Origin of the sequence: Emticicia aquatica, assembly GCF_923079645.1 — a bacterium.
Taxonomy (GTDB): Bacteria; Bacteroidota; Bacteroidia; order Cytophagales; family Spirosomataceae; genus Emticicia; species Emticicia aquatica.
This window is the reverse complement of the sequence record NZ_CAKLPY010000002.1, coordinates 1,117,101-1,136,541: the sequence shown is the minus strand read 5'-3', so window position 1 is coordinate 1,136,541 and position 19,441 is coordinate 1,117,101. Positions and strand designations below refer to the sequence as shown.

Sequence of the window (19,441 nt, the reverse complement as noted above, 5' to 3'; positions counted from 1 at the left end):
AAATGTGTCTAAATTATTTCACAACATGAAACTCTAAATCTTGAAAATCGAAGCTAAAATCGGTTAATGGCGAAATAGCTTCCATTGTAATTCCTGATGCCTTACCTTCAGTATCTAAATTGAATTTTACAAAAGCGTCTGCATCAAGGCTTCTGTCTTTCCACTTGGCTACAAAAGTATTGCCTTTATAATAGAGCATTTCACCAGAAAGTCGTGGCGAACGTTTTGAATCAAACATCAATTTGCCATTTTTCAACGAAATAGTTACATCGCCAAACCAAGCATCACGGAAAACGCCAACGAATTGATTAAGGTCAATTTTTGTTGAATTCTTTTGTTGAGCATCAATAGCAGCCCAAATTTGGTCTGTAATTTTCTTGGCATTTTCATTTCCTGCTACAACACGGGCATGATATTCGGCTACACGGTCAACTTTTGGCATTCCCAAATAGCTATCTTTAATTGTATTTGTAATTGCCGTAAACGCCGCTCCAACTTGTTGATTAGTAAATACGATAATACCTAATTTCAATTCGGGCAAAATCGTAACTTGTGTCACAATTCCTGCCAGTCCGCCTGTATGAGTGACTTGTTTATAGCCTTTTACATCGCTCAAAAACCAACCTAAACCGTAGCTTGAAAAGTGTGTATTATAAGGCGTTGAACCTCGCACAGGAATAATTGTTTGAGGCGACCACATTTCTTCGTGTACTTCGTTACTAAAAAGTCTTTTTGAACCGTCACCATATTTTCCTCCGTTGATTTGTGCAATAACCCATTTACTCATATCCGAAACGCTGCTATAAATTCCACCAGCAGCATTAGCAGTTTCGCTCCAATCAATCCCAATGGCTTGCACTTTTCCATTGACAGGTGCGTGCGGGTCAATTACATTCGATTTATCTTTTAATCTGCTCAACGATGCAGCACTTTTATTCATGCCAAGTACTTGCATGATGCGTGTTTCGATAAATTCTTCCCAAGAAATGCCCGCAACTCTTGCCACAACTTCGCCAGCAATGATATAAAGGTTATTGTCGTAGTCGTATTTGGTACGGAAACTCGAAACGGGTTTTAAGAAACGTAAGTTATGAATTATATCTGCTTTGGTGAAATTACTCGAATCTGGCCACATCATCAAATCGCCTGCACCTAAACCCAAACCGCTACGGTGCGTCAACAAGTCTTTTATCGTAAATTCTTCAGTCACAAAAGGATTATACATTTTAAACTCTGGAATATAGTCGGTCACTTTATCGTCCCATTTGAGTTTTTTTTCATCAACCAACATTCCCAAAGCTGCCGCTGTATAAGCTTTACTATTTGAGGCTACGCCAAAAAGTGTATTTTCATCTACTTTTTGCATGGTTTTTAACGAACGAACGCCATAACCTTTGGCATGAATCACTTTGTCGTCTTTGATAACCGCTACGGCTATTCCTGGTACATCGAACGTTTTGAGCGTTCGTTCAACCAAAGCATCAATTTCGGTCGAAGTAATTGTTTGGGCTTGGCTCGAAAAAACGCTTAACGTCAGAATAAAAAGAGAAAGTGTTGTTTTGAAGAATGTGTTGAGTTGTTTCATATTGATAGAATGAAGATGAATTATTGCTGTTTTGTGTAAATTTATTGTATTTACAGGAAAACACAAAACATTGTTTGAGCGGAGGAATTACCGAACATTCAGATATTTTTGGAAAGTCATTGCGACCAAAGCCGTTGTGTAAGCATCAGAAGTAAAATAAAGGATATTTCTAACCACCGTTCCACCAGAAAAAAACACGCCACCTTTCCAAAATACTTGACTTTTCTCAATTTTCTTTTGATTTTGTAAAAAAAAGACCGATTTATCAATCAAAGTTTGTGGTACTTCAACGCCCGATTCTTTCAAATAAAGCATTGATAAAACAGCGTAAGTAGTAGATTGCAGAATGTCTCGTTTATTTACTCGTTTCCAACTATCATAACTGCCGTCGGGATTTTGGGTTTCAGATAAATGTTTCACAAGTAATTGGGCTGTTGTTAATAAAGCTTTATCGCCAGCGGCGACGGCACGACTGACCGCAAAATGAAAATGATAACGATTAGGATAATAAATTCCCATCATGCTCCAATGTCCACGTTTGGTGTGTTTTTCAATGAGTTTGTGGGCGGCATCGCTGCCTTTGCTTTTGGCGAGCGAACCGTTTTTTGTTAAATAGGTCAAAATATTGGCATTGACCACAACATCAACATCGTTTGTTCCCCACGGAATATACGGCACATAAGGATGTGGGTAACAAATACTAAATGGCAAGAAAAAAACGAGATTATGAGCTACATTTTTATGAAAACGCCAATTTTCAAACGTTGACTCTTGTGCAAGCCAAGTCATGTAAGCACCAGATTTTTTGAAACCATGAAAAAGATAATTATACCAATGGCGGTTTTGGCGGTCTTTGTCAAGATATTGGTCAAAAATTGAATATTTAATTGGTTTGATGGAATCGTTTTTACCAAAAATCTTTTGGTGATACCAAATTGCCAAATTTCCCAAAGCGGTGTCATCGGCATCATTCGCAACATTGGCGGCATTATTGATAAATCGCTCATCCATCGCAAAATTTGTCGGTCGTCTTCCCAAAGGTACAGGATTGGGTTCTTTGCCCCAGCGAAGGTCTCGAATAGGCGGAAGATTTTTCCAAAAATTAAATTGATTCCCAATTGGTGTTGGTGTAGCGTAAGTCAAAATTTCAGGATAAACCTTTTGAAGCATTGGCAAAATCTCTTTTTTTGACGTATCAGCTAAGTACATTTCGGCTAGAATATTATGAATTCCAGCCATCGTAAAGCAGTTTGAATCTCGGTATTTATTTTTACTTCCGAGCAAAAAAAAGAACCCTTTCATCTGCATAAAGGCCTCCCATTCGCCCGCATATTGTTTGCCTTCAATGGTTTGTGTACATTGTTTTTCTACCAAATAATTCAGACTTCGCTCAATATCAAGCCGTAATGAATCTGCCGAAATTTGTTGAGCAAAAATCTTGATATTTACAAAAAAGAGCAAAAAAAAGGTTCTTTTCATAGCAAATTAAAAAAAATAGCCTCAATTAAGAGGCTATTGTATATCTTGATTTTGACACAATTAGTTAACCATATTATGATAAACGTTTTGTACGTCGTCATCGTCTTCAAGCTTTTCGATGAGTTTCTCAACGTCAGCCGCTTGCTCGTCAGTAATCGTTTTGGTGTCAGTTGGTACTCGCTCAAAATCAGAGTGAAGTAACTCAAAACCTTTTTCTTCCAAGTGTTTTTGTAAAGCACCAAAAGCGGTGAACTCACCGTAAATATTGATTTGATTGGTTTCTTCGTCTAAGAAAACTTCTTCAGCACCAAAATCTATTAATTCAAACTCTAATTCTTCAATGTCGGTTTTGCCATCATTAGCAATTTTGAAAACTGATTTACGGTCGAAAATAAAGTCCAACATTCCTGAAGTACCCAAACTGCCGCCACATTTTGAAAAATAACTACGAATATTTGCTACCGAACGGTTTGTATTATCGGTTGTACACTCCACTAAAATCGCAATTCCATGCTGAGCATATCCTTCATAAACCATCTCTTTGTAATCTTCTTGGTCTTTCGACGAAGCACGCTTGATGGCATTATCAACGGTTGCCTTGGGCATATTTGCAGCCTTCGCATTTTGGATTAAAGCTCGCAAACGTGAGTTACTGCCAGGGTCAGTGCCGCCAGCTTTTACGGCCATTGCAATATCTTTACCAATTCTCGTGAAAGTTTTTGCCATTTGCCCCCAACGCTTCATCTTGCGGGCTTTTCTAAATTCAAACGCTCTTCCCATTATAGTTGAATATGATATTTTGTGTTTCTTAAAATTATGGTGCGAAATTATGAAATTTTATGCAAACACACACAAAAATTAAGAAATTCGTTGCAAAAAAGCCTTTTTCTAGGCCTTTAAATTATCGGTTTCGATATGGTAAATTTTTTGCAACTTGATTCATCAAACCAGTCGAAAGGCGGTGCGGTGTATCCATCTGCGAATTTGGTCGATTAAAAAGCAAAGTTGACCAGACCATTTCGCCAGTTGCAGCATCGAAGAGTTTTACATCGGTTTCGACGCCATCATCGTTGCGAAAATTAGGCATCATTGGCATCGCTCTATTATTCATTGGTGTAATCTTGATGGTTAGTTCTCCAAAAATTACGGCATCGACTTCTAAAAGTTTAGCCAAATCAGCCTTATTTTGAAGACGAACATCGTCCAAACGAATGCCATTTTTAGCTAAAATTTTGTTGGTTTGATTGAAATCCTGAAAAGCTATTTCGTAACGCCCTTTCTGCACTTGTCGAGCAACATTAATAAATAACTCTTTTTGAGCATCAAGACTTGCCTCTTGTTCTTGTTTCGTAAAGAATTTTTGGCTGCGATTATCTTTTTGATTTGAAAAATCAACAGGGTTTTGAAACTGTACGCCAAACGGCAAAATCGCAATTTTTTTATGGTTTCTTCGTACATTGACAAAGTTATCTGAGAGAAAATCTTTCGAACTTGAGCAAGCCGAAAGCATTAAAAGAGCAAAACCGATGGCAATTAAGCCTTTATTTATTTGAATCGCTTTCATTTTATGTTTGGTTTTATGGATAATTAACGAACTTTGGTGTGACATTTAGTATGAGAATGAAAATTTTAATCTAAACGTTGTATAACTGCATAAATATTTGATTTTTCATTAGCCAAAACGTCTTTTTTCAAAAACGCATGAAACACTTTTCGATTGGAATTCTTTGGAGACTTTGTATTTTATCGTTGATTTTGGCAGGAGAAATCTATTTTTTTCTTCAAAAACAGTGGTTTCCTGCATTTATTTCAATGATTTTTGTAGGGATTATTTTTTTCTCAATTTTTACTTACGTTACGTCAATTAATCGAAAATTAGCCCGATTTTTTGAATCAGTCAGATATAGCGATTTCACTGTAAAATTTCGAGCAGATAATAAATTAGGGAAAAGTTTTGAGGAAGTTAATCAACAACTAAATGGTGTTTTGGATGCGTTTCGACAAGCTCGTGCCGAAAAAGAAGCCAATTTACATTACATAAATACGATTGTTCAGCACGTGAATGTTGGACTTTTATCTTTTGATTCTTTAGGAAATATCGAATTGATAAATAATGCCGCTTTTCGTACATTGAATCTTTACCGATTACGAAATATTTCTGAACTAAATAATAGTATTCATGTTGGACTTTTTGAAATTCTAAAAAATCTGCCTTCAGGAAGCAAAACGCTTTATGAAACCTCAAATGAGCAGCAAATTACTATCAATTCAACTACCGTAAGTCTACGTGGGCGAGTAATTAAATTGGTCTCTTTGCAAAATATTCAGTCCGAATTACAAGAAAAAGAATTAGACGCATGGCAAAATCTGACAAAGGTGTTGCGTCACGAAATCATGAATTCGGTTACGCCAATTGTGTCATTGGCCAGCACAATGCGAGAAATTATAGAGATAGATTTGTCTGATAAAATCGAGATAAAAGAAACAATTGATGATTTGAAAGAAGCTTTACAAACCATCGAAAACAGAAGTAAAGGCATCATGAATTTTGTAAATGCTTACCGTGAGTTTACGACAATTCCTAAACCGATTTTTCAAGAAACTACTTCAAAAGCATTGATTAGCCATTTATTGAACCTCGTTCAGCCACAAATCAAAGAGAAACGAATTTCTTTGGTAACCGATTTTAAACATGATTTTACATTATTGGCAGATACCGACCACATTGAAATGGTTTTGATAAATTTAGTGAAAAATGCCATCGAAGCTGTTGAAAGCAAATTAAATCCAGTAATTAAAATACGAACGTATCAGTCTGATAATCAAAGATTTATTGAGATTTCGGATAATGGAAGCGGCATTGAACCCGAAGCTCTAGAAAAGATTTTTATTCCATTTTATACCACTAAAAAAACTGGTTCAGGCATCGGATTGAGCCTTTCTCGCCAAATTATGCAAATGCACGGCGGAAACTTAAAAGTATTTTCAAAAGTAGGCGAAGGAAGTAAGTTTTTAGTAATATTTTAAAAAACGTATTCAGATACAATTTTTAATTTAGACAAATTGGAATTTTAGTAAATAATTCTAAAAAACAAACTATTTTTGTTCGATTTTTACCCGAATCGCCATGTCAAAACCACAATAAATATTTATCCTTTTTTAACATGAAATTTTTTAAAACACTGTTTGTAATTACAATAATAGTCTCATTGTCAATTAGTTGTAAACAAAAGAAAGCCGAAGAGTACGCTCAACAGGTAAATAATCCTGATTTTTATCATGCTTGTGTCAATCAATTGACTGACGTAATTGTACATGATATTTTTACGCCGCCAGTAGCAAGTCGTATTTATTCATACGCAAATTTGGCTGGTTACGAAGCATTGGTTTCTGGCGATAAAAACTATCCTTCAATGGTTGGTCGAGTGAAAGATTTCAATGAAATTCCGCAAATTGAAGCGGGAAAAGAATACTGTCACTCATTGGCAAGTATCAAAGCCTTTATGACAGTTGCTCGTGGTCTTACTTTTTCAGTAGAAAAATATGAGGCTTTCGAGAAAGATTTAGACAAGAAATTTGTTGATGCAGGCGTGCCAAGCGAAGTTATTGAGCGTTCGGTTGCTTACGGAACGGCTATCGGAAAAGCAGTTTTAGATTATGCAAAGAAAGATAAATATCCGCAAACACGTGGTTTACGTTATACTTTACAAAACAGACCAGGTACTTGGACACCAACACCTCCATCTTATGCCGATGCAATCGAACCGAATTGGGGTAAAATCAGGCCAATGATTATTGATTCTTCAAGTCAATTTTTGCCACCTCCACCATTTGGTTTTGATTTAGCAAAAACAAGTCCGTTTATGAAGGAAGTAACAGAAGTTTATGAAATGGGAAATAAACTTTCTGAAGAAGAAAAACGTATCGCTTGGTTTTGGGATGATAATGCTTTTGTGATGAACGTGCAAGGCCACGTAATGTTTGCTGATAAAAAAATGACGCCAGGCGGACACTGGTTAGCAATCGTAAAAACTGTTTGTAAAGATAAGAAGGTAGATTTGGCAAAATCGGTGCAAGCCTATTTGTTGGTTTCGATGGCCTTGCGTGATGCGTTTATTGGCTGTTGGGAAGCGAAATATCGTTTTCATAAAGTTCGTCCCGAAACCATTATTAATGCTAGTGTAGATACGAAATGGATTCCTTTCTTACAAACGCCACCATTCCCAGAATATACAAGTGGGCATAGTACAATTTCAGGTGCATCGGCTGTGGTGCTTACTGAGCTTTTCGGCGACAATGTTGCTTTTACTGATTCGACCGAGGCAAAATTTGGTCATGGAGTAGGACAATTTAAGTCTTTCAATGAAGCCGCAGAGCAAGCATCAATTAGCCGTGTTTATGGTGGAATTCACTTCCGTTCGGCATGTGACGAAGGCTTAAAATCTGGTAGAGAAATTGGCAAATTAGTGATACAAAAAACTAAAAAATAAATTTAAGATACTTTCATAAAAAAGGATTTGGCATTTGTCAAATCCTTTTTTTATGTTTTGACTTTCTCATAATCTGTCTTTCAGTCATAATGTTTTTGCAAAAACAGACAATTTGTCACTTTAAAAAAAGAAGAAAAGTGTTAAAAACAGACAAAATGGCCTATTTTTTGGATTGGTACACAAATTGATGAAAATGTTTTCGTCGCCACAACGAAGTGGCATAAAAAGAAAACAATCATCAAAACAATAAAAAACATGGCAACATTAGTAAGAAGTTTCGCACCAGCATTTCCTGCTTTATTGGAAAACATTTTTAACGATTTTGAGCGTGTAGCTCCTGCTCATCAACATTCTTTTCCTGCGGTTAATGTATTAGAAAGCGAAAATGCTTTTAAAATCGAATTAGCGGCTCCAGGCTTAAAGAAAGAAGATTTTAAAGTAAATATCCACGAAAATAACTTGACGATTTCAACTGAGAAAAAAGAAGAGACTCAAGAAACAGTTGGAAAATATACTCGTAAAGAGTTTAATTTTAGTGCTTTCAAACGCACATTTAATTTACCAAAATCAGTTGATAGCGAAAAAATTGTGGCAACCTATATTGACGGAGTTTTAGGTTTAGAATTACCTAAAAAAGAAGAAGCGAAGCCAAAAGAACCTCGTTTGATTGAAATTGCGTAAGCTAAGTATTAAAAATTAGAAAGGCAAGGTATAGAATAAAATCTGTACCTTGCTTTTATGTATAGCAGTTGAGAAATCAATTCCGTTAAAATTTGTTAAAATTCACACATTACACGAATTTTCGTGCCTACTTTTGCGTTAAATTTGCATCAAACAAAAACAAACTTTGTTTCGTTATTAATGCAAAATAATTTGATAAAACTTTACTAATAATTGAGTAATAAATCGGTTAGGTAAATAAAAATAAACTGTAAAACAACGGTCTAAAAAAATGAATAACACAGTAAAAACCATCGGTATTGCTGTATTGAGCAGTATCGCCACAATTGGAGGCTACAAAATGCTCGGTTTTGAGGGAAGAGACGTGATTTTTAGTGAAGCATCAAAACCTTCACTCAACCGTTTAGCCAACTACGATGGCCCAATTGGCGTGCCAGGAGATTTCACTTATGCCGCCGAATTATCAACACCTTCGGTTGTCCATATTAAAGCAAAGTCGTCTCGTTCGGTTTCACAGCAAAGAACAATTTTTGATGATTTTTTTGGTGAAAATAGTCCATTTAGTCAGCCACGTAATCAACAACAAGAATCATCAGGTTCGGGTGTAATTATTACAAATGATGGCTATATTGCAACTAATAATCACGTAATCGAAGGAGCAACCGAATTAGAGGTAGTAACTTCCGATCATAAATCTTATACAGCAAAGATTATCGGAACAGACCCTTCAACAGATATTGCAGTTATCAAAATTGAAGGAGGCAAGCATCCTGCGATGTCATTTGCCAATTCTGATAATGTGAAAGTAGGTGAGTGGGTTTTAGCTGTTGGTAATCCATTTAATTTAGAATCAACCGTTACAGCAGGGATTGTTAGTGCAAAAGGACGTAGCATTGGTATTTTGGCCGAAAAACAACAAATGTTCCGTCGATATGGAGACGATGGTCGCCAAGCGAAAACAAGTGACGCTATCGAATCATTCATTCAAACAGATGCTGCCGTAAATCCAGGTAATAGTGGAGGAGCTTTGGTTAATTTGAAAGGTGAATTGATTGGAATTAATACAGCTATTGCAAGTCCAAATGGTGCTTATGCTGGATATGCTTTTGCCGTTCCGTCGGAGATTGTGAAAAAAGTAACTGCCGACATAGTGAAATACGGAAATGTACAACGTGGATATTTAGGTATCAATTTGGTTGAATTGGACGGTAAAAGAGCCGACGAGTTTAACACAAAAACTGATGAAGGCATTTATGTTGCTGATGTTCTTGAAAATGGGGCGGCAAGAGCTGCGGGTATCCAAAAAGGAGATGTTATTGTAAAAGTTGATGGAATGGATACAAAAAGTGGACCAAAATTACAAGAAATGATTGGTCGTAAACGTCCAGGTGAATCAACAAAAGTAACGGTGAATCGTAATGGCTCATTGAAAGAATTCGAGGTAACTCTTCGTAACCGTGATGGTGGCAAAGATATTGTTAAAAATAACATTGTTTCAGAAAATAAGATTTTTGACCAACTCGGTATCGAATTGAGCGAGCTTTCATCGGCTGATAAGCAAAGAATGGGTATCCAAAATGGGGTTATAGTAAAGAGAATCGGTGAAGGTGATGTGGCAGATTATACGCAAATGCGTGAAGGTTTTGTTGTAATGAAGGTAGGTGACAAACGCATAAACTCTGCAAACGATTTCAAAGCAGCCATTAAGGAAGTGAAAGAAAATGGTGAAGAAGGTGTGATGATTTGTGGAACATACCAAAGTTCAGCTCGCACAACTTGCTACGGGTTAAGTTTAGAATAAGCCTTTCTGAATAAAAATATAGACGCAATACGCAGATAAACTCTATCTTCGTATTGCGTTTTTTCATAAAAAAGCACGAAAATAAAGTTTTTACCCTAATTTTACGTCAAAGTTTCTTAGACCAATATCTTATATCTTTTTTAATGATTTTAGACCGAACCATTGCTCCACCTTCGAGGAAAGTAGAACACGTAAATATACCGAAAGCAGAAAAAGTCCTTCTTGATAACCAAATTCCACTTTATTCAATCAAAGCAGGCGAACAAGCAGTGATGCGTTTAGAACTTATTTTTGATGCGGGTAGCCGATTTGATACGCTTTCTGGCGAATCTCTTTTTGTTTCAAAAATGCTTACAGAAGGCACAAAAAATCATAAAGCAGCAGAAATAAGCGAATACTTTGACCAATTTGGAGCTTTTATCGAAATTAATCAATCTTTTGAAAGATTGGCCTTGACGGTTCACGGAATGACCAAGCATTTACCAAAGCTACTTCCGATGCTTCAAGAGGTAATTTCGGAATCTATTTTTCCTGAAGAAGAACTTTTAGTTCAAAAAAATATTGCTTCTCAAACGCTCAAAGTCAACCTAGAAAAAACGGCTTTTGTGGCAAGCCAAGCTTTCAGAGAACAAATTTTCGGTGCAAATCATCCTTACGGAAAGTCAATTAATCAATCCGCTATCGAAAATATCACACAAGCGGCAGTGATTGATTTTTACGAAAAACAAATCAAAAATAAACGTTTTACTATTTTCTTGTCTGGAAATTTTGGAGAAAATGAAATCAAAGCATTGAATGAAAGCTTTGGACAAATGTTAGTTTTCGACCATGAAAAGCAATTAGAAGCGTTTACAATAAGTTCCGAAATTGGAGAAAATTTACTTGTCGAACGTCCCGAAAATTTGCAATCTTCGATTCGTCTAGGTCGAAAATTATTCAATCGGTCTCATCCCGACTTTTTTAAATTTATTGTTGCCAATACCATTTTTGGCGGTTATTTTGGTAGCCGTTTGATGAAAAATATTCGTGAAGATAAAGGGTTTACTTATGGAATTTCTTCATCGCTAATTCCACAAAAAGAAAGTGGTTATTTAGTAATGGGAACTGATGTAAAAAAAGAATTTACTCAACAAACCCTCGACGAGATTTTCAAAGAAATAAAGATTTTACAAACAGAAGCTGTTCCTGAAAATGAACTAGAAACGGCCAAAAACTATATGATTGGCTCATTTGTTGGGTCGTTAAATACCCCTTTTGAAGTAGCTGACCGTCAAAAAATCGTTATTTTAGAGAATTTACCTAGCGATTTTTATCAAAACTATATACAGAAAGTAAGTGCTGTTTCGGCTGCCGATGTAATGGAAATAGCAAATAAATATTTCAATCCTACCGAACTTTGCGAAGTTGTTGTGGGAGGCAAATAAGCTTTTAAATAGAGAAATTACAAAGAAGACACAGAAAAATTTTTTAGCAATTGCTTGGTTATTTTTCTGTGTCTTCTTGTTTTTAATATCTAAAAACCAACGCCAATAGTTTTGGTTTTTACTCTTAACAAGTACATATCAGCCGTGATATAAAGTACTGAACCGTCGTTACCAAAAGCACAATTTGCTGTAGCTTCGCCTGTTTCAATGCGTCCTAATAGTTTGCCATCAGGCGAAAGAATCAAAACGCCGCCAGGGCCTGTCGTGAAAATATTGCCTTTTTTATCAATTTTCAAACCATCTGGCAATCCTTTTAAGCCTTCTTTGACCATTGGAGTTGCATCAAAAAGTATTTTTCCTTTACCAACTTTTCCGTCAGCCAAAACAGGATATGACATGATATAAGCTTGAGCAGGGTCTGATTGAGCTACGTATAAAACGGTTTCATCAGGCGAAAAAGCCAAACCATTTGGGCGAGTAAGGTTGTCAATTATCAATGAAACAATTCCTGTTTTATCAACTCTATAAACACCAAATAGTGGTGTTTCTCTACTTGGGTCGTTTTCTTTCATTGGTAAACCGTATGGCGGGTCAGTAAAATAATAGTCGCCATTCGATTTCTGCACAATGTCATTTGGACTATTAAATCTTTTTCCAGAAAAATTATCAGCAATTGTACGTTTTCCTCCAATATTGAGAGGCATTGACGAAATACGGCGGTCGCCATGTTCGCAAGAAACAAGTTCACCTTTTTGATTAATAATTAAGCCATTACTTCCAGGTTCATCACCATACGGCATGATTCCAGTATAGCCAGAAGGCTTTAAAAACTCAGTAATTTTTTCGCTTTCTTTCCAACGGTAAACAATATTTGCAGGAACATCCGAAAACAATAGATACTGCTCTTTTTTATTCCAAACGGGGCCTTCTGACCAAATAAAGCCTTCGCCAAGAACCTCAATTTTGGCATCTTTATCCAATAAATTATCGAGTAAGGGGTCAAAACGAGCAATTTGACCAATATTTTTTGATTGAGCTGAAACAATTTGGTTCATTCCGATGATTAATAATAATAAGTAAATATTTTTCATGAGAGTTAAGAGTTGAATATGAGCGAATTTAAACGAAGTTGAGGAAAGTTATGTAAAGAAATTGAAAATTTTGTTTAGATTCTTTGCAAATTGCCTTAAATACTTTATTTTTAAAAATGATTTTTATGTTCTTTCCAACGAAAACTGCTGTAAAGAACCAAACCCAATCATTCGGGAAATGATGGTGGATTACCAACCAACCCAACAATCAAGAGTTGATTTACGGGAATTGAAAGAACTTGTTCGGCACGGCGAAAACAAGTATGTTGAATTTAAACTTAAAACTAATCACCCCGAAAAAATAGTTCGGGAAATGGTTGCTTTCGCTAATACTGATGGCGGAAAGCTAATTGTGGGTATCGGGGATGATAAAAGTATCAAAGGGTTGAAGTTTCCTGATGAAGATGAATTTATCTTGCAGCGAGCCATTGAAAAATATATTTATCCCGCTATTGATTATGACGTTGAAAGATTAGTTGTGGAAGGCGAGCGTGAAGTCTTGATTTATACGATTCATAAAAGTCCATTTAAGCCTCATTATGTTGATTTGGACGGAATCGCAGAGAATCGACGAGCTTACGTTCGAGTAGCTGACCGCTCGGTGCAAGCCAGTAAAGAAATGCGAGAAATCCTGAAAGGCGAACGTAAAGCTCTCAATATTCGCTTTCATTATGGTGAAAAAGAACAGATTTTGATGAAATATCTGGCTGAAAATAAAAACATTACGGTCGAAACCTATGCAACAATTGCAAGTATTCCTCGAAAAGTAGCCTCTCGTACCTTAGTAGTTTTGGTGCTTGCCAATGTCATTAAAGTACAACCCCACGAGGTGCAAGACTTTTTTTTAGCGGCTTGAGTGAATAATTTATACAGTTAGGATTCGCCCTATTTTACTCGAAAATTTCCTCATAAAGCCTTTTTATTTCCATTTATCAATATTTTGTAGATTCTTCTGTCTTTTGGCTTTTGTTTTGAATCAAAAACAAAATTATGAAAGCTATCATCAACACTGAATATGGTTCTGCTGATGTATTAAAACTTCAAGAAATTGAAAAACCTAAGCCGAAGGCAAACGAAGTTTTGGTGAAAATTTATGCCACAACAGTTAATCGAACTGATACAGGCCTACGTTCGGCTGAATATTTTATTTCGAGGTTATTTACAGGTCTTTTTAAACCTAAATTTCATACTTTGGGGAGTGAGTTTGCAGGAATTATAGAACAAATCGGTGAAAATGTAAAGTCTTTCAAGGTAGGAGATGAAATATTTGGGCTTAGTACCTCAAAATTTGGAACTCATGCTGAATACGTAACACTACCCGAAAGTACCTCGATTGCTCTCAAGCCTAGAAACTTTACTTTTTATGAAGCCGCTTGTATTTGTGAAGGGCCTTACTTGGCTCTTAATTATTTAGCTAAATTCAAAATCGATAAAGAAACTAAAATACTTATCAATGGTACTTCTGGCTCGATTGGCAGCTCAGGCTTACAACTAGCCAAATATTTTGGAGCTGAAGTAACAGCCGTAACAGATACTAAAAACCTTGCTTTAGCAAAAACACTTGGTGCTGATTTTGTGGTAGATTATACAAAAGAGGATTTTACTGCTACTGAAAAAAAGTTTGATTTGGTTTTTGATGCCGTTGGCAAAAGTTCGTTTTTCAAATGCAAAAAGCTATTGAACGAAAATGGCACTTACTTCTCGACCGAACTTGGGTATTTATCCCAGAATGTTTATTTACCACTTTTCACCAAGAAAATAATATTTCCGATTCCAAAAGATACGAAAGAACAGATTGAATTTTTCAAAGAATTGGCAGAAAAAGGGTCTCTTCATGCCATAATTGATAGAACTTATGCTTTAGAGGAAGTTGCCGAAGCACATCGTTATGTCGAAAAAGGCATGAAAGTGGGTAGTGTTTCTATAAAAGTTGTCTGACGGCGTAAGCTTTTTTTTAATTACACAATCATAAAACTATCTGCATCCAAATAAGCAGGGAAACGCTGACGAAATTCGTTGAGAGAAGAGCGGTCGAGTGTGTGGTGATGAATAACTTCGTTGTCAATTTCACGGAAAAGCACTTTTCCTGCAAAATCAATCACAGCTGAATTGCCAGAATGCGGAAATCCGTTGCCATCTTCACCTACACGATTTACGCCCACAACATAACTTTGATTTTCGATGGCACGAGCCACCAAAAGCGAATCCCAAGGATACATACGCACTTGTGGCCAATTAGCAACATAAATCAATAAATCATAGTCGAGATTGACATTTCTGCTCCAGACAGGAAAACGTAAATCATAACAAATAAGCGGGCAAATTTTCCAGCCTTTTATTGTTTTGATGAGTCGCTTTGTCCCTTCCGAATAAACATCATTTTCTTTTGCCATTCTAAACAAATGGCGTTTGTCGTAAGAATCAACCTCGCCTTCGGGTGTTACCCAAAGTAGGCGATTGTAGTAGTTTTGCCCATCTTTAATAATCACACTGCCTGTAATTACTGCTTTAGTTTGAGCCGCCAATTGTTTCATCCAACGAGTTGTAGTAAGGTTCATTGGTTCGGCAAATTGTTCGGCTTTCATTGAAAAGCCCGTAGTAAACATCTCGGGCAAAATAATCAAATCGGTAGGTTCATTAATGTCAAAAATCTTTTCTTCAAGCATAGCCAAATTAGCCGTCGGATTTTCCCAATGAAGATTGGTCTGAATCAACGAAATTTTAAGATTCTGCTCAGAAATCGTATTTTTGGTCATTATTATTGCTAAAAATGTAAAAACGTCAAGAAATTACTTTATCCATAAATATTACTTCGGAAATTTCATGCGATATTCAATATCGACGTCTCCTTTCGTAATATTAGTCAGTTTTTTCTTCAACATTTGCTTTTTTAAAGACGTAAGATGGTCAGTAAATAGAATACCATCAATGTGGTCATATTCGTGTTGAATAATTCGAGCGGCTAAACCTTCGTATTCTTCGGTATGTTCAACCCAGTCGGTGTCAAAATAACGAATTGTGATAAATTCTGGGCGATAAACATCGGCTCTAATTCCAGGAATACTCAAACAACCTTCTTCATACGCCCATTCATCACCGTCTTCTTCTAAAATTTCGGCATTGATGAATACTTTTTTGAAATCAATTAATGATGGGTCAATGTCTTCTTCCGTTTCTGCACCTTCGTTAATAGGCGTTCCATCTACTACAAAAAAACGAATATCCATGCCAATCTGCGGGGCGGCCAAGCCAACTCCTGAGGCAGCATACATGGTTTCAAACATATCAGCTGCTAATTTTTTTACATCAATTTCTCCTTGTACAATATCACGGGCTTCTTTTCTCAAAACAGGGTCTCCGTAGGCAACTATTGGGTATATCATTTTGTTTCTCTTTTATCAAATACTTATGCTAGAACAAAGTTAGTTGTACAATAAAACTAATAACTTGCTGATAATCAGCGTTGTATGTTCTTAATTATACATTCTTAATTGTGCTTTGGCACTTAATAATTACATTTGTATTGCGTTTATGCTACAAAGTTACGAAACTGATGAATAATAATCTTAATAAAACAGTACAGTTTATTGATTTAGGTCTGATTGACTATCAAGAAGGCTGGGATACACAAGAAAAAATCTTTGCCGAAATTATAGATATAAAAGTAGCAAACCGTGGAATAAGCCCAGAAGTACAAAAAATAACCCCTAATTACTTGCTTTTTTGTCAACATCCGCACGTTTATACACTCGGGAAAAGTGGAAAAATTGATAATTTGTTGCTTAATGAAGACGGTTTACAGGAAAAAGAGGCTAAATTCTACAAGATTAATCGAGGTGGTGATATAACCTATCACGGACCTGGACAATTGGTTGGGTATCCGATTTTGGATTTAGAAAATTTTTTCACGGATATTCATCGTTATATGCGGTTTTTGGAAGAAGCCGTGATATTGACATTAACTGGTTATGGAATCGAAGCTGGTCGAATTGATGGATTGACTGGCGTTTGGCTTGACCACCTAGAGCAAAAAAATCCGAGAAAAATCTGTGCAATGGGCGTAAAGTCGAGTCGTTGGGTAACAATGCACGGTTTTGCACTAAATGTAAATACAGATTTGAATTATTTTCAGAATATTGTTCCTTGCGGAATTGACGACAAAGCAGTTACATCAATGGCAACCGAACTTGGTCGTTTGGTAGATGTGCAAGAAGTTGGAGCGAAACTTAAAAACCATTTGGGCAAATTGTTTGAAATGGCGTTTGCTAATTAATCGCCAATTGTTTGTTAACAAAAAACCGCAAATACTTTTCAGCATTTGCGGTTTTTTTATTGATAGAATCTTTAGATAAATTAGAATCTAAAGTGCGAGAATGCTTTGTTAGCTTCTGCCATTCTGTGTGTATCATCTTTTTTCTTCACGGCAGCACCTTCACCTTTGGCAGCAGCGATAATTTCACCTGCCAAACGCTCAGTCATGGTTTTTTCACCACGCTTACGTGAATAACTGATTAACCATTTCATACCTACTGATTGCTTACGGTCAGCACGTACCTCTTGTGGAACTTGGAAAGTAGCACCACCAACACGGCGGCTTTTTACTTCAACAGTAGGCATAACGTTTGCCAATGCTTTTTTCCACAATTCAAGGCCATTATCTTTTGTACGAGCTTCAACTAATTCTAAAGCACCGTAGAAAATTGTGTATGCAGTACTTTTTTTACCGTCATACATTAAGTTATTTACAAACTTTGTTACAGTTACGTCTCTGAACTTCGGGTCAGGAAGCACGTAACGCTTTTTTGGTTTTGACTTTCTCATTTTGTTTAAATAAGGTTTCGTTCTTGAAAACTAATTCACCTCTGATTGCTCCGAGATTACTACCCTGTTGTTAAGTTATATTATTGAAAAACTAATGTTAATCATCTAATCGAAAACTTTCAACTGGAAATTAATTTAGGAAATTATTTTTTCTTTCCTTTTACTGGAGCTGCAACTTGACCTGGTTTAGGACGTTTCGCACCATACTTAGAACGGCTCTGCTTACGGTTATTAACACCAGCGGTATCCAATGCACCACGAACGATGTGATAACGTACCCCTGGAAGGTCTTTTACACGACCACCACGAATCAATACGATTGAGTGTTCTTGCAAGTTGTGTCCTTCTCCTGGGATGTAGGCATTAACTTCTTTTTGATTTGTTAAGCGAACACGAGCAACTTTACGAAGTGCTGAGTTAGGCTTTTTTGGGGTCGTAGTGTAAACACGAGTACAAACGCCACGACGCTGCGGACATGAATCCAAAGCGGGCGACTTAGACTTCCAAGTCATTTGTTCTCTGCCGTTTCTTACTAACTGCTGTATAGTAGGCATTTTGTTAAAAAATTGTTTTCGTTAGATACTAATTTCCAATTAGGGCTGCAAAGGTACGATTTTTATTCTGAAAAGAAAAACTTTTATTAAAGATATTGTTGATTTATTGCGTTTTTGTTTGTAAAAGGTGGTGAATTCGATTGTTTTCAATTATTTGAAGAAACCAATTTAGTTTAAACTGATATTTTTATAGTCAATAAATATGCATTTTACAGGAAATAAAGAAGATAAATGAACGGTAATGACAGAATATTGAATTGATACTTTTGAAATACAACATTTCTTTACAGCTACTTTTTCATTCTCTTTATTTTTATAACCCGCTGTTTTATAAGCAATTATCTGTAATTTTGCATCTTAATAATGAGAAAAGCATTTTCTCATACACTCAATCATTCATTTCACAAATAATTATGACTACCGAACAATTGAAGGAGTTAAAGGCCAGATTAGCGGCCTTGAGGGGGTATCTTTGACTACGATAGCAAAAAAGAACAACTCGAAGATTTAGAACAACAAACTGCTCAACCCGAATTTTGGACTGATGCCACCAAAGCTGAAAACGTAATGAAGCAAGTGCGTTCATTGAAAGGCTGGACTGGCGGATATGATAATGCGGATGCAGCCATCGGAGACCTCGAAACGCTTTATGAATTCTACGAAGCAGGCGAAGTAACTGAAGAAGAAGTTGACGAAGAAGGAAAAAAAGTAGAAGTTATTTTGGAGGATCTGGAGTTGAAGCGAATGCTTTCAAACGAAGAAGACCAAATGAGTGCCATTCTCGAAATAAATGCTGGTGCAGGCGGTACTGAAAGTCAAGACTGGACAAGTATGCTGATGAGAATGTATTTGATGTGGGCCAATAAAAAAGGGTATAAAGTATCGGAACTTGATTTTCAGGATGGTGATACGGCTGGCGTGAAATCTGTTTCGTTGCAAGTAGATGGACCAATGGCTTATGGTTTCTTAAAATCTGAAAACGGTGTGCATCGTTTGGTCCGTGTATCGCCGTTCGATTCTAATGCTCGTCGCCATACTTCGTTTGCCTCAGTTTTTGTAACTCCTTTGGTGGACGAAACAATTACAATTGAAATAAATCCTGCTGATATTGAAATCCAAACTTCTCGCTCAGGCGGAGCAGGTGGACAAAATGTCAATAAGGTGGAAACAAAAGTACAACTGACGCACAAACCTACGGGAATCGTAATTGTTTGTCAAGTTGACCGCAGTCAGCTCGGAAACCGTGAGCGTGCAATGCAAATGTTGAGGTCGAAACTCTATCAGCTCGAAGTTGATAAACGAAATGCTGCAAGAGCTGAAACCGAAGCAGGGAAAATGAAAAATGAGTGGGGGTCACAAATCAGAAGTTATGTTTTAGATGACCGACGTGTGAAAGACCACCGAACAAATATTCAAACGTCAAATACCGAAGCCGTGCTAAATGGCGATATTGATGATTTTATCAAAGGTTTTTTGATGGCAAATTAATTTTTAGAAACAAAAAGTCCGTAAAAG

General features: G+C 36.5%; 18 protein-coding genes. 9 read left to right on the top strand and 9 right to left on the bottom strand.

From position 1 onward, the window contains the following. Window positions 1-13: 13 nt before the first annotated feature. From MJQ71_RS14465 to MJQ71_RS14450, 4 genes are all read right to left on the bottom strand, one after another. Window positions 14-1,585, bottom strand: coding sequence for a serine hydrolase (locus MJQ71_RS14465; protein WP_238807342.1), 1,572 nt, complete (start codon window positions 1,583-1,585; stop codon window positions 14-16). A gap of 87 nt (window positions 1,586-1,672) precedes the next feature. Continuing rightward, a complete protein-coding gene (locus MJQ71_RS14460; RefSeq protein WP_238807341.1) occupies window positions 1,673-3,064 on the bottom strand; it encodes a prenyltransferase/squalene oxidase repeat-containing protein in 1,392 nt (463 codons plus the stop codon). A 60-nt stretch (window positions 3,065-3,124) separates the two neighbouring features. Continuing rightward, window positions 3,125-3,844: a YebC/PmpR family DNA-binding transcriptional regulator gene (locus MJQ71_RS14455; protein ID WP_238807340.1), complete on the bottom strand. Its 720-nt coding sequence runs from the start codon at window positions 3,842-3,844 to the stop codon at window positions 3,125-3,127. Between the two features lie 121 nt (window positions 3,845-3,965). Beyond that, window positions 3,966-4,628, bottom strand: a complete 663-nt coding sequence (locus MJQ71_RS14450; RefSeq protein ID WP_238807339.1) for a hypothetical protein — start codon at window positions 4,626-4,628, stop codon at window positions 3,966-3,968. A 137-nt stretch (window positions 4,629-4,765) separates the two neighbouring features. Here MJQ71_RS14450 and MJQ71_RS14445 point away from each other — a divergent pair, with 137 nt between their 5' ends. The 5 genes from MJQ71_RS14445 (at window position 4,766) to MJQ71_RS14425 (ending at window position 11,460) form a co-directional block, all read left to right on the top strand. After that, entirely contained in the window at window positions 4,766-6,091 is a 1,326-nt protein-coding gene (locus MJQ71_RS14445; protein WP_238807338.1) for a sensor histidine kinase, read from the top strand. A 137-nt stretch (window positions 6,092-6,228) separates the two neighbouring features. Beyond that, window positions 6,229-7,554: a vanadium-dependent haloperoxidase gene (locus MJQ71_RS14440; RefSeq protein ID WP_238807337.1), complete on the top strand. Its 1,326-nt coding sequence runs from the start codon at window positions 6,229-6,231 to the stop codon at window positions 7,552-7,554. Between the two features lie 255 nt (window positions 7,555-7,809). After that, on the top strand, window positions 7,810-8,235 hold the full coding sequence (locus tag MJQ71_RS14435; RefSeq protein ID WP_238807336.1) for an Hsp20/alpha crystallin family protein: 426 nt from the start codon (window positions 7,810-7,812) through the stop codon (window positions 8,233-8,235). Between the two features lie 271 nt (window positions 8,236-8,506). After that, window positions 8,507-10,036, top strand: a complete 1,530-nt coding sequence (locus tag MJQ71_RS14430; RefSeq protein WP_238807335.1) for a trypsin-like peptidase domain-containing protein — start codon at window positions 8,507-8,509, stop codon at window positions 10,034-10,036. A 143-nt stretch (window positions 10,037-10,179) separates the two neighbouring features. Beyond that, the gene (locus MJQ71_RS14425) at window positions 10,180-11,460 is read left to right on the top strand and encodes a M16 family metallopeptidase (RefSeq protein ID WP_238807334.1); all 1,281 of its coding nucleotides are present in this window, start codon (window positions 10,180-10,182) and stop codon (window positions 11,458-11,460) included. A gap of 89 nt (window positions 11,461-11,549) precedes the next feature. Here MJQ71_RS14425 and MJQ71_RS14420 read toward each other — a convergent pair whose 3' ends face one another. Next, complete coding sequence (locus MJQ71_RS14420) at window positions 11,550-12,551, bottom strand: SMP-30/gluconolactonase/LRE family protein (protein WP_238807333.1); 1,002 nt, start codon at window positions 12,549-12,551, stop codon at window positions 11,550-11,552. Between the two features lie 178 nt (window positions 12,552-12,729). Between MJQ71_RS14420 and MJQ71_RS14415 the strand changes: the two genes are divergently transcribed. Both MJQ71_RS14415 and MJQ71_RS14410 read left to right on the top strand, forming a co-directional pair. After that, window positions 12,730-13,407 carry an AlbA family DNA-binding domain-containing protein gene (locus MJQ71_RS14415; RefSeq protein WP_238807332.1) on the top strand — a complete coding sequence of 226 codons (678 nt, stop codon included), beginning with the start codon at window positions 12,730-12,732 and terminating at the stop codon, window positions 13,405-13,407. 134 nt (window positions 13,408-13,541) lie between these two features. Then, window positions 13,542-14,489, top strand: a complete 948-nt coding sequence (locus MJQ71_RS14410; protein WP_238807331.1) for an NAD(P)-dependent alcohol dehydrogenase — start codon at window positions 13,542-13,544, stop codon at window positions 14,487-14,489. Between the two features lie 20 nt (window positions 14,490-14,509). On the opposite strand, the gene MJQ71_RS14405 is transcribed toward MJQ71_RS14410, so the two are convergent. Both MJQ71_RS14405 and def read right to left on the bottom strand, forming a co-directional pair. After that, window positions 14,510-15,307 (bottom strand): amidohydrolase, encoded by a 798-nt coding sequence (locus tag MJQ71_RS14405; protein ID WP_238807330.1) that lies wholly within the window; start codon window positions 15,305-15,307, stop codon window positions 14,510-14,512. Between the two features lie 51 nt (window positions 15,308-15,358). After that, window positions 15,359-15,934 carry a peptide deformylase gene (gene def, locus MJQ71_RS14400; RefSeq protein WP_238807329.1) on the bottom strand — a complete coding sequence of 192 codons (576 nt, stop codon included), beginning with the start codon at window positions 15,932-15,934 and terminating at the stop codon, window positions 15,359-15,361. Between the two features lie 170 nt (window positions 15,935-16,104). On the opposite strand from def, the gene lipB reads away from it, so the two are divergent. Then, window positions 16,105-16,824, top strand: coding sequence for a lipoyl(octanoyl) transferase LipB (gene lipB / locus MJQ71_RS14395; RefSeq protein ID WP_238807328.1), 720 nt, complete (start codon window positions 16,105-16,107; stop codon window positions 16,822-16,824). A gap of 80 nt (window positions 16,825-16,904) precedes the next feature. Here lipB and rpsG read toward each other — a convergent pair whose 3' ends face one another. Next, complete coding sequence (gene rpsG / locus MJQ71_RS14390; RefSeq protein ID WP_238807327.1) at window positions 16,905-17,372, bottom strand: 30S ribosomal protein S7; 468 nt, start codon at window positions 17,370-17,372, stop codon at window positions 16,905-16,907. 143 nt (window positions 17,373-17,515) lie between these two features. Continuing rightward, window positions 17,516-17,926 (bottom strand): 30S ribosomal protein S12, encoded by a 411-nt coding sequence (gene rpsL / locus MJQ71_RS14385; RefSeq protein ID WP_015028867.1) that lies wholly within the window; start codon window positions 17,924-17,926, stop codon window positions 17,516-17,518. A gap of 413 nt (window positions 17,927-18,339) precedes the next feature. Here rpsL and prfB point away from each other — a divergent pair. After that, window positions 18,340-19,414 (top strand): peptide chain release factor 2 gene (prfB, locus tag MJQ71_RS14380; protein WP_238807326.1). Its coding sequence is split into 2 segments (ribosomal slippage): window positions 18,340-18,399 and window positions 18,401-19,414, totalling 1,074 coding nucleotides; the frame shifts between segments, so codons are not numbered across the junction. Window positions 19,415-19,441 lie beyond the last annotated feature (27 nt).

What these genes read in the sequence shown, in the direction of transcription:
- MJQ71_RS14465 (WP_238807342.1), bottom strand. Translation starts at nt 1,585, where the DNA reads ATGAAACAACTCAACACATTCTTCAAAACAACACTTTCTCTTTTTATT.
- MJQ71_RS14460 (WP_238807341.1), bottom strand. Translation starts at nt 3,064, where the DNA reads ATGAAAAGAACCTTTTTTTTGCTCTTTTTTGTAAATATCAAGATTTTT.
- MJQ71_RS14455 (WP_238807340.1), bottom strand. Translation starts at nt 3,844, where the DNA reads ATGGGAAGAGCGTTTGAATTTAGAAAAGCCCGCAAGATGAAGCGTTGG.
- MJQ71_RS14450 (WP_238807339.1), bottom strand. Translation starts at nt 4,628, where the DNA reads ATGAAAGCGATTCAAATAAATAAAGGCTTAATTGCCATCGGTTTTGCT.
- MJQ71_RS14445 (WP_238807338.1), top strand. Translation starts at nt 4,766, where the DNA reads ATGAAACACTTTTCGATTGGAATTCTTTGGAGACTTTGTATTTTATCG.
- MJQ71_RS14440 (WP_238807337.1), top strand. Translation starts at nt 6,229, where the DNA reads ATGAAATTTTTTAAAACACTGTTTGTAATTACAATAATAGTCTCATTG.
- MJQ71_RS14435 (WP_238807336.1), top strand. Translation starts at nt 7,810, where the DNA reads ATGGCAACATTAGTAAGAAGTTTCGCACCAGCATTTCCTGCTTTATTG.
- MJQ71_RS14430 (WP_238807335.1), top strand. Translation starts at nt 8,507, where the DNA reads ATGAATAACACAGTAAAAACCATCGGTATTGCTGTATTGAGCAGTATC.
- MJQ71_RS14425 (WP_238807334.1), top strand. Translation starts at nt 10,180, where the DNA reads ATGATTTTAGACCGAACCATTGCTCCACCTTCGAGGAAAGTAGAACAC.
- MJQ71_RS14420 (WP_238807333.1), bottom strand. Translation starts at nt 12,551, where the DNA reads ATGAAAAATATTTACTTATTATTATTAATCATCGGAATGAACCAAATT.
- MJQ71_RS14415 (WP_238807332.1), top strand. Translation starts at nt 12,730, where the DNA reads ATGATGGTGGATTACCAACCAACCCAACAATCAAGAGTTGATTTACGG.
- MJQ71_RS14410 (WP_238807331.1), top strand. Translation starts at nt 13,542, where the DNA reads ATGAAAGCTATCATCAACACTGAATATGGTTCTGCTGATGTATTAAAA.
- MJQ71_RS14405 (WP_238807330.1), bottom strand. Translation starts at nt 15,307, where the DNA reads ATGACCAAAAATACGATTTCTGAGCAGAATCTTAAAATTTCGTTGATT.
- def (WP_238807329.1), bottom strand. Translation starts at nt 15,934, where the DNA reads ATGATATACCCAATAGTTGCCTACGGAGACCCTGTTTTGAGAAAAGAA.
- lipB (WP_238807328.1), top strand. Translation starts at nt 16,105, where the DNA reads ATGAATAATAATCTTAATAAAACAGTACAGTTTATTGATTTAGGTCTG.
- rpsG (WP_238807327.1), bottom strand. Translation starts at nt 17,372, where the DNA reads ATGAGAAAGTCAAAACCAAAAAAGCGTTACGTGCTTCCTGACCCGAAG.
- rpsL (WP_015028867.1), bottom strand. Translation starts at nt 17,926, where the DNA reads ATGCCTACTATACAGCAGTTAGTAAGAAACGGCAGAGAACAAATGACT.